This window comes from Pseudomonas putida (assembly GCF_002906855.1).
Taxonomy (GTDB): domain Bacteria; phylum Pseudomonadota; class Gammaproteobacteria; order Pseudomonadales; family Pseudomonadaceae; genus Aquipseudomonas; species Aquipseudomonas putida_N.
Genome location: NZ_MINI01000028.1, coordinates 1945568 through 1961638 on the forward strand (window position 1 = coordinate 1945568; position 16071 = coordinate 1961638).

The 16071-nt window shown below is 64.2% G+C and carries 14 protein-coding genes and 2 pseudogenes; 7 read left to right on the forward strand and 9 right to left on the reverse strand.

Going from position 1 to position 16071, the window contains the following annotated elements; translation table 11 throughout:
* Positions 1 to 63 precede the first annotated feature (63 nt).
* The 5 genes and pseudogenes from BGP85_RS09475 to iacA all read right to left on the reverse strand — a co-directional run bounded on the left by BGP85_RS09475 (position 64) and on the right by iacA (position 4666).
* Positions 64 to 1362, reverse strand: coding sequence for an MFS transporter (locus BGP85_RS09475; RefSeq protein ID WP_103446919.1), 1299 nt, complete (start codon positions 1360 to 1362; stop codon positions 64 to 66).
* A 22-nt stretch (positions 1363 to 1384) separates the two neighbouring features.
* A complete protein-coding gene (locus BGP85_RS09480; RefSeq protein WP_103446920.1) occupies positions 1385 to 2629 on the reverse strand; it encodes an OprD family outer membrane porin in 1245 nt (414 codons plus the stop codon).
* A 175-nt stretch (positions 2630 to 2804) separates the two neighbouring features.
* Positions 2805 to 2993 (reverse strand): annotated as a pseudogene (locus BGP85_RS09485) (aromatic-ring-hydroxylating dioxygenase subunit beta); the annotation flags it as partial.
* 123 nt (positions 2994 to 3116) lie between these two features.
* A complete protein-coding gene (locus BGP85_RS09490; protein WP_060513271.1) occupies positions 3117 to 3479 on the reverse strand; it encodes a hypothetical protein in 363 nt (120 codons plus the stop codon).
* 17 nt (positions 3480 to 3496) lie between these two features.
* Positions 3497 to 4666, reverse strand: a complete 1170-nt coding sequence (gene iacA, locus BGP85_RS09495; protein WP_103446922.1) for an indole-3-acetate monooxygenase — start codon at positions 4664 to 4666, stop codon at positions 3497 to 3499.
* A 518-nt stretch (positions 4667 to 5184) separates the two neighbouring features.
* Here iacA and BGP85_RS09500 point away from each other — a divergent pair.
* The 5 genes and pseudogenes from BGP85_RS09500 to BGP85_RS09520 all read left to right on the forward strand — a co-directional run bounded on the left by BGP85_RS09500 (position 5185) and on the right by BGP85_RS09520 (position 8816).
* A complete protein-coding gene (locus tag BGP85_RS09500) occupies positions 5185 to 6108 on the forward strand; it encodes a LysR family transcriptional regulator (RefSeq protein ID WP_103446923.1) in 924 nt (307 codons plus the stop codon).
* 260 nt (positions 6109 to 6368) lie between these two features.
* Positions 6369 to 6557, forward strand: a pseudogene (locus BGP85_RS09505) (aromatic-ring-hydroxylating dioxygenase subunit beta); the annotation flags it as partial.
* Positions 6558 to 6567: 10 nt separating this feature from the next.
* A complete protein-coding gene (locus BGP85_RS09510; protein ID WP_103446924.1) occupies positions 6568 to 7299 on the forward strand; it encodes an SDR family NAD(P)-dependent oxidoreductase in 732 nt (243 codons plus the stop codon).
* A gap of 48 nt (positions 7300 to 7347) precedes the next feature.
* Complete coding sequence (locus tag BGP85_RS09515; RefSeq protein WP_103446925.1) at positions 7348 to 8307, forward strand: PDR/VanB family oxidoreductase; 960 nt, start codon at positions 7348 to 7350, stop codon at positions 8305 to 8307.
* Positions 8308 to 8318: 11 nt separating this feature from the next.
* On the forward strand, positions 8319 to 8816 hold the full coding sequence (locus BGP85_RS09520; RefSeq protein ID WP_103446926.1) for a flavin reductase: 498 nt from the start codon (positions 8319 to 8321) through the stop codon (positions 8814 to 8816).
* 29 nt (positions 8817 to 8845) lie between these two features.
* Here BGP85_RS09520 and BGP85_RS09525 read toward each other — a convergent pair whose 3' ends face one another.
* A complete protein-coding gene (locus BGP85_RS09525) occupies positions 8846 to 9325 on the reverse strand; it encodes a MarR family winged helix-turn-helix transcriptional regulator (RefSeq protein ID WP_079228674.1) in 480 nt (159 codons plus the stop codon).
* Positions 9326 to 9499: 174 nt separating this feature from the next.
* On the opposite strand from BGP85_RS09525, the gene BGP85_RS09530 reads away from it, so the two are divergent.
* The gene (locus BGP85_RS09530) at positions 9500 to 10609 is read left to right on the forward strand and encodes an amidase (RefSeq protein WP_103446927.1); all 1110 of its coding nucleotides are present in this window, start codon (positions 9500 to 9502) and stop codon (positions 10607 to 10609) included.
* Between the two features lie 7 nt (positions 10610 to 10616).
* Positions 10617 to 11138 (forward strand): nuclear transport factor 2 family protein, encoded by a 522-nt coding sequence (locus tag BGP85_RS09535; protein WP_103446928.1) that lies wholly within the window; start codon positions 10617 to 10619, stop codon positions 11136 to 11138.
* Between the two features lie 306 nt (positions 11139 to 11444).
* Here the strand turns inward: BGP85_RS09535 and BGP85_RS09540 are convergent, their stop codons facing one another.
* From BGP85_RS09540 to mrdA, 3 genes are all read right to left on the reverse strand, one after another.
* Positions 11445 to 12776 (reverse strand): alginate export family protein, encoded by a 1332-nt coding sequence (locus BGP85_RS09540; RefSeq protein ID WP_258035849.1) that lies wholly within the window; start codon positions 12774 to 12776, stop codon positions 11445 to 11447.
* A gap of 181 nt (positions 12777 to 12957) precedes the next feature.
* Complete coding sequence (gene feaR / locus BGP85_RS09545) at positions 12958 to 13872, reverse strand: transcriptional regulator FeaR (RefSeq protein ID WP_103446929.1); 915 nt, start codon at positions 13870 to 13872, stop codon at positions 12958 to 12960.
* A gap of 261 nt (positions 13873 to 14133) precedes the next feature.
* A complete protein-coding gene (gene mrdA / locus BGP85_RS09550) occupies positions 14134 to 16026 on the reverse strand; it encodes a penicillin-binding protein 2 (protein ID WP_103446930.1) in 1893 nt (630 codons plus the stop codon).
* Positions 16027 to 16071: the final 45 nt, after the last annotated feature.

The window sequence follows — 16071 nt, forward strand, 5'->3', positions numbered from 1 at the left end:
AAGGCATGCAAAAAAGCCCGGACCCTCCCCGCACGGAAAGGCCCGGGCAAAACCGGAGCAAAACTAGCCTTTGGCCTGTGGCTTGATACTGATCACCGCCAGGGTGGTAATCGCCCCCATCACTACCAGCATCACCGATACCGGCCATGCATCCTTGTACAAACTGAACAACGCCGTCGCCGCCAATGGCGCCAATCCCCCGGAGAAGATCGAGGCAATCTCGTGCCCCATGGCCAACCCGGAATAGCGCACCTTGGGCGGGAACAGCTCACCCATCAACGCCGGCTGGGTGCCGATCATCGCGCCATGACAGAAGGCCATGCCCAGCAACGCCGCCAGGTACACCCACACAGGCGAGTGGGTATCGAGCATCCAGAAGAACGGAAAGGCCAGCACCATCAAACCGACCGAGCCGATGGCATACACCACCCGCCGGCCGATGATATCCGACAGCCAGCCCCAGAACACGATGGTGCCGGCCTCGACGATCATCGCCACCATCACGCTGGCCAGCACCAGTTGGGTGTCCAGCCCGGTGAACTTGGCGTAGGCGATGGTGAAGGCCAGGAACAGGTAGGCGCTGCCGTTCTCGGCAATGCGGATGCCCATCGCCTGCAGCACCGCCTTGGGGTGCTTGCGCAGCACTTCCATGGCCGGCATGTGCTCAGGCTTGTCCTGTTGCGCCTGTTCTTCGACGAATTCCTTGCTCTCCGGCAAGCGCCGGCGGATGTACACGCCAACCCCGAAGATCAGGATGCTGGCCAGGAACGGCACACGCCAGCCCCAGCTCATCATGGCTTCATCGGGTAGCATCTGCACCAGGTAGAAGGCTGCCGCCGACAGCACGAAGCCGCCCGACACGCCCAGCTGGCTCCAGGCCGCATAGAAACCGACGCGGTCCTTGGGGGCGTTCTCGCTGAGCAGCAGCACGCCGCCGCCCCATTCACCGCCCGAGGCTACACCCTGCAGAACGCGCAGGATCACCAGGCATGCCGGGGCCAGGTAACCGGCCTGCTCGAAGGTGGGCAGCAGGCCCATGGCGAAGGTTGCCGCGCCCATGATCGCCAGGGTCATCACCAGGGCCTTCTTGCGCCCGGCCTTGTCGCCGATGTGGCCGAAGATCAGGCCGCCCAGCGGGCGGGCGAGAAAGCCCACGGCAAAGCCTGCGAACGAGGCCAGGGTGCCGAGCACCGGGTCGGTGCCGGCGGGGAAGAACAGCGGGGCGAAGATCAGCGCCGCCGCCGTGCCATAGAGGAAGAAGTCGTACCATTCCAGGGCGTTGCCCAGCACCGAGGCGATGACGATGCGGCGCAGGGTGCGTGGGTCGGTATCACGGCTGATGCTGGTGTTGAGGTTAGTCATGAGTCATCTCCATGCGGGCCACTCACCAGAACTTCCAGGTGTAGGAAGTGATGAAACGGTATTCGGTGTAGTCGTTGCCGTACTTTTGCTGGGTACGCATGTTCTTCAGGTCGAACGACAGGTCCTTGAGCGGGCCGCTCTGGACCACGTAGCTGAGCATGATGTCGCGCTCGCTTTCCTGGTCGCGAGCAAGGCCCGGGCCGCGATCGACGTCGGTGCCCTTGATGTAGCGGGTGAATAGCTTGAGGCCGGGGATGCCGATGGCCACGAAGTTGTAGCCGTAGCGCACCGACCAGCTGCGCTCGTCCGGGCGGATGAAGGGGATGCTCGCCCAGTTCGGCAACCACAGTTGCGGCACGTAGCCGTTCAGGGTCGGGAACACCGTGTCGCCGGTCATACGCTGGTAGCTGGCCCCGATCATGTGGCCGCTCTTTTCCAGGGTCACCAGGCCGAAGTAGGCGCGGTTGTCCACCGGGCCGCTGCGCGCGGCGCCGTCTTCGCGGTTGTTGAAGTAACCCATGTCGGTTTTCAGCTGGTAGCCGTCGGCGAACTTCAGGGTGTGCTTGATGCCGCCGTAGTCCTGTTTGTAGATGTCGTTGAGCACGCCGTGGAAGTAGCTGCCTTGCAGGTCCGGGGTGAAGTTGTAGGTGGCACCGGCGAAGTCCAGGCCGTCGCTGTCCAGGCTGTCGTTGGTGCCATACCGGTACAGGCGCTCGTGGTTGGACGACTCGCGGGTGACGATCGACCAGAAGCGCCCGCCGACCAGGGTCAGGTTGTCGATGTCGCGGGATTCGATCACCGCGCCCTGGTAGATGGTGTCGAGCTGGCGGCTGGGGTCGTTGGAGGCGACCGGGTAGAACGGCTTCTGGTCGCCGACCTTCACCTGGGTCTTGGCGTATTTGAGTTTCAGTGTCGCGCCGCCACGGCTGTAGTCATCGGCGGCCTGCTGGCGGTGCTGGCTGAACGGCAGCGAGCCATCGTTGCCGGTGGAGTCCAGGCGAAAGGCATATTGGCCATTGAGATCAAGGCCGACGGCCAGCGGAGTATCGGTATAGCCCGACTCGAACTGCAGGTCGAAGCCCTGCGACCAGTTGCCGACCTTGGACACCGGTGCACTGGAGTTGGTGAAATTACGGTTCAGGTAGAGGTTACGGAAGTTCAGCGACAGGTGGCTGTCATCTACCACGTCGGCGAAGCTGGTCAGGGGTAACACGGTGCCCACACACAAGCACAACGTTTTCGCACGCAACGGCCATTTGAGTTCCATGGGGTAATCCTGGAAATGTGATCAGTACAAGGTCTGGGCAGTCGTTCAACTGGGCAGAGGTGCTCTGCAGGTCTGTGGCCCGCTTGCCTGTCACGTATTGTTTTTGTTGTTTTTAGATATCCAGTACCGGGCGCTTGCTACGCGCCCGGGAACAGCACAGGGTGAAAGCGTGACCTCAGAGGATGTAGCCGATGCCGGCGAGGGCATCGTCGCTGTTGATCAGGCTGATCACCTTGCGGTGGATCTTGAAGCCGCCTTCGGCACGGACCAGGGTGTAGGTCAGGTCAGCGGTGTAGTGCTTGAGGCTTTCCTTGCGGAACTCGCGGATGTTCTGCGCGGCACGCACGGTGACGTTGACGCCGTCGGCGTCGAACAGCGCCGGGTCGGTGTACAGGGAGGTATGGACGCGGTCGGGCTGCACCAGCTCGGCCGGGTCGACCGTCAGGTTGACGGCGGGGATCAGGTTGGTCACGGCATGGTCCTCGAATCAGGCGCGCTGGATGATCAGTTCGCGGCCGACACGGGCCTCGACCTTGGCGTAGCGCCACAGCTTGTACGGCCCCTCGCCCACGGCGGTGGTGCGGAACAGGTTGCAGGCGGCGTGCACGGTCTCGATGTCCGGCACGTCGGCCAGCAGGTAGGTGGTCCAGGGGAAGCCGTCGGACGGGCCGACCATGCTCTGGTCGTCATCCATATTGCCCAGCACGTCGACCCCCGCCAGGTCGTGGATGCCGTTCCACATCGCGCTGAACGCGGCCCACACCTGCAGTTGCTCCTCACGCGGGGCGTCGAAGAAGTTCTGGTTGATGCCCATGCAGAACAGCACGCGCAAGGCTTTCTTATCGCTCATGTCAGTAATCCCGAAAGTTACAGGTAGCCCGGCAGGGGCTGTTTGCCGAAGAACATCGCCCCGGCGTTCTGGTAGGTGACGTCGCCCATGAAGGCGTGCTGGGTGACCACTTGCGCGTCGTTGACGCAGCGGGCCAGCGGGCTTTCGTTGTAGATCCCGGTCATGCCCGAGAGCATCTGCGCGCTGCGCGCCACTTCGGCGGCCACACGTGCGGCATGGGTGGAAGACAGGCGCAGCAGGTTGGTGACCTCGACCGGTACCGGGTCGCCAGCCAGCACGTGTTCCCAGGCCTGCTCGATGGACTCGTAGAAGAACGCCCGCGCCGAACGCAGCGCCGCCTCGGCCTTGGCCACGTCGACCTGGGCCAGTGGGCGGTCGGCCAGCGCCGGGGCCCCGGTGACCGAGATGCGCCCGCTGGCCATGCCCGACAGCTCGTCCAGCGCGGCGCGGGCAATCCCCAGGCCGACCACCGAAAGCACCTGGGTGGCAAACGACAGCGACGGGTAGCGGAAGAATGGCTCGTCGAGGTTGGGCTTGCCGCCACGGACAAAGGTCCACTGCTCGCCGACCACCACGTCCTCGACCAGCAGGTCGTGGCTGCCGGTGCCGAGCAGGCCGACGGTGTCCCAGGTTTCCTCGATGCGCGCCTGGCTGCGCGGCAGCACCGCCAGGCGCGGCAGGTCGAGCTTGTCGCCGTTGCGCGGAGCGATGCCGACACCGACGATGTCGGCGCCCATGGAGCCGCTGGAGTACTTCCAACGGCCATTGACCTTGAAGCCGCCCGGCACGACCTCGGCCGGTTGTGGCGGGAAGATGCCACCGGCAAACACGGTGTCGGGGCTGTTGGCGTAGATCTCGGCGATGGTCTCCAGCGGCAGCGCCGCCAGGTACACCGGGCTCATGCCGAAGCTGGCGACCCAGCCGGCCGAGCCGTCGGCATGGGAAATGCGCTCGATCATTTCGCAGAAGGCACCCGGCGAGCATTCCAGCCCGCCAAAGCGTTTCGGTACCAGGGCGCGGTATACGCCGTGGGCCTTGAAGGCATCGATCACGTCGCGGGAAATGTGGCGCTGGCGATCGAACTCGCCCAGGCGGGCACGCTCACGCACCCCGTCAAGCAAGGCCTCGAAGGCAGGTCCAGAGGCGAGCGCCGACACAGGCGCGGCACGCAGGCAAAGCGAATCCATGGACATTCTCCGTCTCAGGCGCGTTTTTTGTGTTGTTTGGCAGGCGGCGAAATGGCCAGGCTCGGCGAAGACGAGCAGCGGCCACGCAGGGGGGCAAAGGCTGGGTCGGGCGGCATGGTTCTGTCTCTCTTGTTTTGGGTGCCGGTGACAAAAATTTGCGGTCGATTACGTGAATTGTCAATTGAATTTTCACGCTAAAGATCGTCACAACTGCCTCGTTTAGCATCCTGTAAATAAACAAAAATTCACTTAAATAATTGATTGATAACGATTTTTAGAGCCGTGGAGGGCCACGAGAAACCGACGAAAAAAACTAACCATCCACGCTGATATACCGAAAAATTTTTAGTCGACTTTTCACATGATTCCGGAGAGAAAAAAGCTGGTGTAGGATGGCCAGGCAAGGAGCGCCACAAGGCCGGCCACCAGAGCCGACCCCATAAAAACAACAGCAAGCGCCCCGCCAGGATCGATGGGGACATGCCAATGCCTGCCGTGATTACCCCGAGGTCGAGGCCATGCCCACCCGCCACATCGACTTGCAGGACCATCGCCTGCGCTATCTGCACCTGAGCCACGCCAAGGGCTCCATGCGCGCCGCCGCCGAAGCATTGGGCGTCGCCACCTCGTCGGTCAGCCGGCAGATCGCCCGGCTGGAAGAAGAACTGGACATCGAACTGGTCCGCCCCGGCACCCACCGCATCAGCCTGACGGCTGCCGGCGAGGCGGCCGTGGACTACTACGTCGAGCGCATCCGCCAGCACACCCAGCTGGTCAATCGCCTGGATCAGCTGCGCGGTCAGCAGCAGGCGTCGACCGTGATCGCCATTGGCGAAGGCCTGCTGGGTGCCCGGGCGATCAATTCGCTGCAGGGTTTTCTGCATGCCCATGGCGCGCACAAGGCCGAGATCATCAGTGCACCCTCGCTGGAAGTGCAGCGCCGGGTGCTGGCCGACGAGGCGCACCTGGGCGTGATCTTCGCCCCCAGCGCCACCGCCCGCCTGACCCGCCTGTACAGCCTGGCCCAGCCGTTGCGCATGATCGTGCACCGCGACAGCCGCCTGGCCGCGCGGACCACGGTCAGCCTGGAGGAAGTGGCGCGAGAGTCGCTGGTGCTGCCGGGCGCCGACTTCCGCGTGCGCGAACTGGCGGATGCGGCGTGCAAGGACCAGCCATTCGCCATCGTGCCCACGCTCACGTCCAACTCGCTGGCGGTGATTCTCGACTTCGTCCGCTCCGGCATGGGCGCCACCCTGCTGGCCGAACTGCCGATCATCGATGAGCTCAAGAACGGCACGTTCAAGGCACTGGCGATCGATTGCCCGGCGATGAATGCGACCGATATCCAGATCGTCACCCGCCGCGGGCGCACGCTGGATGGGTTGAGCCGCGAGCTGGCGACAGAGATGGCCAGGGCGGTGCGCATGGCGGCTAACACCTGACCGGAAGCTGGCGCGAAACCCTGTGGGAGCCGCGCTTGCCTTTTAGAGTTGTTGCACATAACGCAACGACATTGCCCGCGGCTGTCATTGAGCCCATCCCCCCTGCCCTTTACGTTGCTCCCATAAGAAATCGCCCTGCATAGGTGACCCCCGTGAGCAACCTGATCCCCGCCGTCAACCTGACGGTCGACCCGGCCGAGCTGGTGCAGCCCGACCGCGTCCATACCTCCCTGTACACCGACCCGGCGCTGTTCGACGCCGACGGCGTCAACGTCACCGTGCGTGCCGCGCAGAACATCCGCGAGTTCCGCAAGGAAAGCCTCAAGCACTACACCGCTGACCTGACCTACACCCTGGTCCGTGGCGAAGGCGGCTTCAAGATCCACCGCAAGGTGATCAGCCTGATCAACAGTGACGATGCCCTCGCCGGCATCGGCTACATCCTCTGAGGAGCACGCCATGAACCAAGTCGCATTGGTAACCGGCGCCGGCCAGGGACTGGGCCAGCGCTTCTGCTCCCGGCTGCTTGCCGCAGGCTTCGATGTGGTGGTCTCGGACCGTGACCTGGCGCTGGCCCAAGCCACCGCCAAACAGCTGGGTGGTCGTACCTTGGCAGTCAAGCTCGAAGTCGGCAGCAAGGCCGACTTCGAACAGGCATTGGCCCAGGTGCTGGAGCATTTCGGCGCCTTGCACGTTGTGGTCAACAACGCCGCCGTGACCAAGACCACACCGCTGATGCAGATCAGCCCCGAAGAGTTCGACGCCGTGGTATGCCTCAACCTGCGCAGCGTGTTCCTCGGCTGCCAGGTGCTCGGCGCGCATCTGGCCGAAGCCGGCTACGGGCGGATCATCAACATGGCCTCGCTGGCCGGGCAGAACGGCGGCACCGCCACCGGCGCGCACTACGCGGCGAGCAAGGGCGCAATCGTCACCCTGACCAAGATCTTCGCCAAGGAGTTCGCCGCCCGTGGCGTCACCGTCAATGCCATCGCCCCTGGCCCGATCGACTCGCCTGCGGTACACGCCGCAGTGCCGGCCGAGCGTATGCAGGGCCTGCTGGCGAACATCCCGGTGCAGTGCCTGGGCGATGCGGATTTTCTTGGCGACCTGATCGTGCAACTGGCGCGGCCCGAGGCCTACTTCACCACCGGGGCGACCTGGGACGTGAACGGCGGCCTGTTCATGCGTTGATATTTTCCGGGGCGCCCACGCGCCCCTCTGTTAGGCGGGACACCGGCCATGAATGAACAACTGTTGAACGTAGTCGTGCGCAAGCGCGAGATCCAAGGGGCCGACGTGGTCGTGCTCGACCTGGGCCGGGCCGATGGCGCGGCGCTGCCAGCCTTCGAGGCGGGCGCGCATGTGGACATCCATGTCGCCCCGGGCCTGGTGCGCCAGTATTCGCTGTGCAGCGACCCGGCCGATGCCTCGGTGTATCGCCTGGGCGTATTGAAAGACCCGGCCTCCCGCGGTGGCTCGGTGAGCGTGCACGACACCCTGCTGGAAGGGCACGCGGTGCAGATCAGCACCCCGCGCAACCTGTTCCCGCTGGCGGCCGATGCCCAACGCTCGATCCTGCTGGGTGGCGGCATCGGCATCACGCCGATGATCGCCATGGCCCATGCGCTGCATCAGCAGGGCGCTGAGTTCGAATTGCATTACTGCGGGCGCTCGCGCAGCCGCAGCGCCTTTCTCGATGCCTTGGCCAGCGCACCGTTCGCCGCCCGGGTGTTCACCCACTTCGACGACGAGGATGCGGCCCAGCGCCTGAACCTGGCGGATGTGCTCGGCAGCGGCACGCCCGGCACCCATATGTACACCTGCGGCCCTTCGGGCTTCATGGACTGGGTGATCGCCGGCGCGCGGCAGCAAGGCTACAGCGAAGAGCACATCCACAAGGAGTACTTCCAGGTCGAGGTCGACGCCAGCGGCGCCAGCTTCGAAGTGGTAGCCGCACGCAGCAACAAGACCGTGCAGGTCGCCGAGGGCCAGAGCATTCTCGATGCCCTGGCGCAGGTGGGGATCAAGATCGACATCTCGTGCGAGCAGGGCGTGTGTGGCACCTGCATGTGCGAAGTGCTCGAAGGCGAGCCGGACCACCGCGATGTGTACCTGACCGATGAAGAAAAGGCCGCGAACGACCAGATCCTGGTGTGCTGCTCGCGGGCCAAGTCGAACAAGCTGGTGCTGGATATCTGAGGAGCATGACCATGGTAGACGTATCGCAATTTCGCAACGCAATGGCGCTGCTCGGTGGCGCCGTATCGGTCATCACCACCGATGGCCCCGCCGGCCGCTTCGGCTTCACTGCCTCGGCAGTGTGCAGTGTGACCGACTCGCCGCCCACCTTGCTGGTGTGCATGAACCGCTCCTCGTATTCCAACGAGCAGTTCAAGGCCAATGGCGCGCTGTGCGTGAACGTGCTGGCGGGTACCCACCAAGAACTGTCGGGGGCGTTTGCCAACCGCAACCTGAACATGGACGAGCGTTTTGCCGTTACCGACTGGACAGTGCTGGAGAGTGGCGCACCGGTGATGCAGGAAGCCCTGGTGAACTTCGACTGCCGGATTGCCCAGGTGCATGAGGTGGGTTCGCACAGCATTTTCTACTGCGAGATCCAGGATATTCGCCACGGCGGAGCCGATGACGGACTGGTGTATTTCAACCGGGCCTATCACCGGGTGTGCGAGTCTTCAAAAGCTTGCTGAAAGCAGGGGCCGCTTGGCGGCCCCGGTAATCACAAGGTTTCGAGGTTGTGGAACACCACTTCCAGCATCTTGTTCAACCGCTGCACCTGCGCCTCGGTCAACCCCTTGAAGCTGCGCTGGAACAGCTCGCGGGTCACATCCTGCATGCGCTCGATGTTCTGCAGGCCGACCTCGGTGATGCGCACCTGGGTCACGCGCCCGTCTTCAGGGCTGGGCGCGGTGTCGACCAGGCCATCTTCCTTCATGCGGTAGACGATCTTGGTGATGGTCGACAGCTTGGCGATGGCGTGGGTGGAGATCTCGGAAATGCTCGATTCACCGTTCTCGTTGAGGATCCACAGCACGCGCCAGCGCGGCACGTCGAGGTCGACCTTCTTCAGCAGACGTTCCATGTTCTGGGTATAGCGGCCGTGCACACGGGCCAGCCAGTAGAAGGGGAAATCTTCCTTGCGAAATTCATCGCTGGCCGGGTCGTGATGGCTGTGGCCTTTGTTTTTCGAAGTGCTCATCGATTCACTACTTGTGCGGAAATAGTCGCGACATCATAGACCTTTCCGCGCATTTGACCACCGCAACCGTGCCAGGGATTACGGGAATGTTCAGTTGACATTTCCAGTAATTGATACGCATGTTCATGGCTGGGCCACGGTCCGGCATCCATTCTTGAAAAGGGCTCCACGAAAATGACAATCATAGTAGAAACCCTTGATCTGGGCGGCAGCGGCCCCCGGGTCGTGGTCAAGGACACCATCGACGTCGCTGGTACCGCGACCCGCGCCAGCAGCCAGGCGCTGGAGCACGCACCGCTGGCCGAACGGCATGCCGAAGTGGTCAGCCAGTTGCTGGTCAACGGCGCGCGCCTGACCGGCAAGGTCAGCCTGCATGAACTGGCGTTCGGCACTACCGGCATCAACCACTACACCGGCACGGCGGCCAACCCACGCTTCCCCGGGCGCATTCCGGGTGGCTCGTCCAGTGGCTCGGCAGCAGCGGTGGCTGCCGGCCTGGCTGACTTCAGCCTGGGTACGGACACCGGTGGCTCAGTGCGTGTACCGGCCTGCTGCTGCGGCGTGTTCGGCCTCAAGCCGACCTTTGGCCGGGTCAGCCGCAAAGGCGTAATGCCGGCACACACCAGCCTCGACTGCATCGGCCCGTTTGCCGCGAGCCTGCCAATGCTGGTGCGGGCGATGACCCTGATCGACCCGACCTTCACCCCGGCGCAGGTCCCGGCCAGGGCCCGTATCGGCGTGCTGCGGGTCACCGCCGAAGCGGCGATCCACAAAGTGGTGCAGGGTGCCCTGACGGCCAGCGGCCTGCCCCTGGGCAATGTCGAACTCAAGCATTTCGGTGCGGCCTACGAGGCTGGCATGGTGGTGATCAACCGCGAGACCTTCGCCGGCTGCGGCCACCTGCTGGAAACCGGCAAGGTCGGCGCCGATATCGCCGGGCGCCTGGCAGCAGCCGGGCAGACCACCGACACGGCGCTGGCCGAAGCCGAAGAAGTGCGCCGACGCTTCACTGCGGAAGTCGACCAGGCCCTGGCCAGATACGATGTGCTGGCGTTGCCGACCATGCCGGACTTCCCGCTGCGCCTGGAAGACGCCGCCGATACCCGTGCCGTGCTGGGCATGACCTCGCTGGTGCGGCCATTCAACCTGTCGGGGCACCCGGCCCTGAGCATCCCGCTGGGCAGCGAAGCCGGCCTGCCGGTCGGCCTGCAACTGGTGGCGGCCAAGGGCGCCGACGAGAAGCTGCTGGCCGTGGCCGAGCGTTTGCTGCTGAACCTGTACTGAGGTGGCGATGACCGATATCCATGAACTGCAGGCCCGCCTGCAACGCTTTGAAGACCAGCAGGCCATCCGCGTGTGCATCAACCGCTACATGGAACTGTGCGACCAGCTCGACGCCAGCACACCGCTGGACGAGCTGGCCGGCCTGTTCACCCGCGAGGCCCTGTGGGAAGGCAAGGGCGCCAAGTATGCCGCGAGCTTTGGCGGCTACCGGGGGCGTGAGGCGATCCGGGCGATGTTCGCCACCTACATGAAGACCCCGGCGCACTTTGCCTTGAACGTGCACTTCCTGACCAGTGAGGTAATCGAGGTGGACGGCGGGCAGGGGCTGGGGCGCTGGGTGATGCTGCAGACCAGCACCTTTGCCGATGGTACCTCGCACTTGAATGCGGCGCGCCTGACGGTGCGTTTCGCGCAGGAAGAAGGGCAGTGGCGGATGGCGCATTTCCAGACCGAGAACCTGTTCAGCCGGCCGGTGACGGCCTGGAACAGTGAGGCGCCGTTGCCGGTGCCTGAGCGGTCGGTGCGTTGACGCAGCCGGGTGTATGACTTGGGTTTTGTAGGGGGGCATAGATCGAGCGCCGCCCGCGCGGCGCATCGCGAGCTGCGCTCGCTCCTACGTTTGTTTCGGGCCAATATCTCCTGTGGATTTTGCGCGCGAACGCCTTGGCGCATGCCTCGATATCGCGTCGTACCAACAAGGCGGTCGCGCGCGCCTGCCACAGGCGTTACTGGCCAGAAACAAACGTAGGAGCGAGCGCAGCTCGCGATGCGCCGCGCGGGCGGCGCTCGATCTACGCCGCCCTACAACTCTCAAGCGCACACAAGCGAACAAGCCTCAGAAGGTACTGACGAACACCACCTGGCTGTAGAGATTGCGGTTGTCATTGCCAAGCTGCGTGCCACCTTGCTCGGCACTGTGATCCGGCTGGTACAGGCCCACCAGCGGCACGATCATCAGGTGATCATTGATTGTCCACTCCGCATACAGATCCACTTCATGCCCGTCGGCATTGCCCAGGCTGCGGTCGATGGTGTCGAAGTCGAAGCCCAGGATCCCGACCTTGAGCGACTGGGTCGGGCTCACCGTCAGCCCCACTTTCTGAATGCGCGCATTGCTGTTGAACGGCCCGGCATAGTTGCCGGCCACTTCACCCTGGAACCAGGTGCCCAGGCCGCGGCCCAGCCCGTAGAACAAGGTGTCATAGCCTTCGGAAAAGCGGCTGTAGCGGTAGCTGAGGTTCGGTTGCCACGGCACGTCGGCGAAGGTCCAGCCGGCTTCCAGGTACCAGGCATCCTCGGTGGCGGTGTGCGGTTTGTCCTGCTTGGCGTACTCGCCGGACAGGAACAGGTTCTCTACCCCGGCATTGCCCTGGCCTCGCAGGCTGTAGGTCTTCATGCCGTCGCGTTCCAGCTGCTGCGGCGAGGCAAACGCTTTATCTACGTGGGTGGTGTCGATGTAGGTCAGGCCGACCGTGCCGGCATCGGCCACGTGCTCCAGGGTGGCAACGTGCATTTCGGTCTTGGCCTGGGCGCGGTTGTCTGACTGCAGCCACATCAGGTCGCTGCGCCAGCCCTGCTTGCCGCCCAGGCGCAGCACGGCGGTCTTGTCGAAGCTCTTGCGCGCCGCCAGGTAGTAGGCGCCGCCGCGGTTGAACTGGCCATCGGCCAGGCCGTGGCCCACGTTGAGCGAGTCGCCCTGGATCAGGAAGCCATCACCGACCGCGACCGTTTGCTTGCCGAACGACAGGTCGATGCCGTCCTCGCCCAGCGCTGGCACCAGGTTGCCGGACTTCCAGCCCAGGTAGGCATCCTCGATCTTGGTGGTGCGTTCGCTGCCGTCACTGAAGCCGGCGGCGTCGCCATCGCCCCAGGTGCCGGAGCTGAGCAGGGCGAAGGCGCCATAAAGCGAGCCGTTGCCAGCCAGGCGCTGATCGCCGCTCAATCCGTATTTGATGTAGCCCTCGCGCCACGAGGTGGAGCCGGGCTGGTCGCGGGCGATGGCGTAGCTTTCTTCACTGTGGAACACACCGAACACGGCCTCCACATTGGCATTGAGGTGGCGCTCGTCATCGCCGTAGAGCTCCTGGGCTGACGCCTCCAGCGAGGCTCCCGCCAGGACTGCGGCGAGGACCGCGGCCAGGGTGAGACGGAACGGACGGTGGTGCATGGTCTGGCTTCCTTTGTTATGGGTTTGGCAGAAGTTCCGAAGACATGCCAAGGATCATGCAGGAAGCCCGGGGGCCGGCTTTTGTGCTGGCTGCCAGTTGGTTTGGGTGCTGTGCCAAGGTGACAGCAGGGCGCCAATGCAGGAGGCCCCGTTGCGGGGCCAGCTGTGTTTACTCGGTTTGTCAGTTGGCGTGGCGCTTGCGGTACTCGCCGGGAGTCATGCCGAAGCGGCCCTTGAACGCGGTGCTGAAGTAGCTGGAGTCGGAAAAGCCCCAGGCGTAGCCCAGTGACGAGACTTTCTGGTCCATGGCCGGGTTGCGCAGGCTCTCGGCGCAGAAGTCCAGGCGGCGGTTGCGGATGTACTGGGCGATGACCAGCTCGTGCTTGGCAAAGATGCGGTACAGGCTGCGCATCGAGATGCCCACTCCACGGGCGATGAACTCGGGGCAGAGGCCTTCGCAAGTGATGTTCTGGTCGATCAGTGCCAGGGCCTTGCGGAACATGCGCTCGTGGCTGCCCGGTATTGCGTCCTGGGCAATGGCGGGGCGCAACACGGTGACCAGGGCATCCAGCACCGCCTGGCTTTCGTGGTTGGCCATGTGCTGGGTGCGGCCGGCTTCGAGCATCATCAGCCGGGCGATGCTGGCCAGGGGCGTGGTGGCCTCGATCCGCCTGGCGCAGGCCACGCCGACGCCACGGGTGCCGCTTTGCACCTGGCTGCGCGGCAGGATCAGCGACAGCTGGCGCGAGCGCTGGTGGAAGTGCATGTCCAGCGGGGTGCTGGCATCGATCAGAGTCAGGTCGCCGGCCTGCAGTTCGATACAGGCGTCCTGGTGCTCGATGCGCGAGGTGCCGGCCATCTGCAGCACGGCATAGTAGTGGTCGGCACTGCTCGCGCGGATTTCCCGCTGGCCACGGAACAGGTTGACCTGGGTCATGTCGACGATGCTCATGGATATCTGGCCCACCTGGCACTTTTCCAGCTGGCCGATGAAACCGGGGTCGAGCTTGCGGCCGTTGAAATGGCCGCAGGCTTCATTGACCTGGCTCAGCCAGGCCTGGAAGTGGTCGTCGGAAATGCGGTTTGCAGGGGTCATGGATGCCTCACGCAGTAGAACTTGGCGCGGATCGCTCGGGCGAACTCTTGGTCTTAGGGCTTGCATTACAAATCACTTGAATATTCAAGCAAAAAGCAGGCCTGGAGACCTCCGCGATTATCCTGACTACGAGGTAAGGCATTGATAAAAATAGATTAATTGGTGCGTTTTGGTCGCTTGGAGCGCACCCGTCATGCGGCAAGCGCCCTGATGGCGCTTCGAAATGTAGCAATTTGAGACCGCAGTGTTTCCACCTGCGCCTCAGGTGTGTGGCACTGCCTTGGCCGCCGGCGTGCCGGCAAACTGAGGCTTCAGATGGCCCTGCTCATCGAGCAGATAGGCATCCATGACTTCGCGCACCACCGGCCCGGCAACGCGGCCGCCGGCCTCGCCGTTCTCGATCATCACCGCCACCACCATGCTCGGGTGGTCGGCCGGGGCGAAACCGACGAACAGGGCGTTGTCGCGGTGTCGCTCGAGGGTCTTGTTGCGGTTGTAGCGCTCACCTTGCTTGATCGCCACCACCTGCGCCGTGCCGCTCTTGCCGGCGATGCGGTACTGTGAGCCGGCCGCAGCGGCGCGGGCGATGCCGCGCGGGTCGTGCATGACCATCTGCATGCCGACGTTGACCTGGTCCCAGGCGTGCTTGTCGCGCAGCACGATGTCGGGCATCGGGTTGGGGTCGACCGGGGTTTCGCCACCCACGGTCATGGCCAGGTGCGGGCGATGCCATACGCCCTTGCTGGCCAGCAGGCTGGTGGCCTGAGCCAGCTGCAGCGGGGTGACCTGCATGTAGCCCTGGCCGATGCCGAGGATCAGCGTCTCGCCCGGGAACCAGGCCTGGCGGCGGGTAGCGCGCTTCCACGCTTGCGAAGGCATCAGCCCGGGCGCTTCCTCGAACATGTCCAGCGAGACCTTCTGGCCCAGGCCGAACTCGGCCATGTAGTCGTGCAGGCGGTCGATGCCGAGCTTGTGCGCCAGGTCGTAGAAGTAGGTGTCGTTGGAACGCATGATGGCGGTGTACATGTCCACCCAGCCATCGCCGCTGTGGTTCCAGTTGCGGTACTTGTGGTCGTAGTTGGGCAGCTCGTAGTAGCCCGGGTCGAACACCCGGCTGCCCGGGGTGATCACGCCACTGTCGAGGCCGGCAATGGCCACTTCCGGCTTGACCGTCGAGCCGGGTGCATACAGGCCGCGCAGCACGCGGTTGAACAGGGGGCGGTCGATAGAGTCGCGCAGTGCGGCGTACTGCTTGAAGCTGATGCCCTTGACGAACAGGTTGGGGTCGAAGCTCGGGTTGCTGACCATCGCCAGCACGTCGCCGTTGGCCGGGTCGAGCACCACCACCGAGCCACGGCGGTCGCCCAGGGCCTTTTCGGCGGCCACCTGCAGGTGCGAGTCAATGCTGAGGACGATGTCCTTGCCGGGGATCGGGTCCTTGTGGTTGAGCACGCGCATCACTCGGCCCTGGGCGTTGGTTTCCACTTCTTCGTAGCCGACGTGGCCGTGCAGCTGGGCTTCGTAGAAGTGCTCGATGCCGGTCTTGCCGATGGACTGGGTGCCACGGTATTCGGTGCTGTCGAGGGTCTTGGCTTCTTTTTCGTTGATGCGCCCGACGTAGCCGACCGAGTGGGCGAAGTGTTCGGCCAGCGGGTATTCGCGGATGAACTGCGGTTCGACGTCCAGGCCGGGCAGGCGGAACTGGTTGACCGCGATCAGGGCGATCTGCTCTTCGGTCAGGCCGACCATCAGGGTGACTGGCTCGAACGGTTTGCGGCCGCGGCGCAGGTCTTTGTCGAACTGCTTGCGGTCGTCTTCGCCGAGGCTGAGGATCTCGGCCAGGCTGTCGAGCACCTTGGCCGAGTCACCGGCGCGCTCGCGGGTCATGGTCAGGTCGAAGCTGGGCTTGTTGTCGGCCAGCACCACGCCGTTGCGGTCGTAGATCAGCCCGCGCTCTGGGGCGATGGGCAGGATATGCACGCGGTTGTTTTCCGAAACCGCGCTCTGCTGGTCGTGCTGCAGCACCTGCAGCACGTAAAGGCGGCCCACGAGGACGGCGCACAGGCTGAACACCAGGGCGGCGCAGGCCAGGAGCCGGCGGTTGACCAGGTGTTTTTCCTTTTCGTGGTCCTTGAGGGGGATCGGTTGCGGCATGGGGGCTCTGTGTAGGAGCGGGCTTGTCCCGCGATTGGGCCGCCT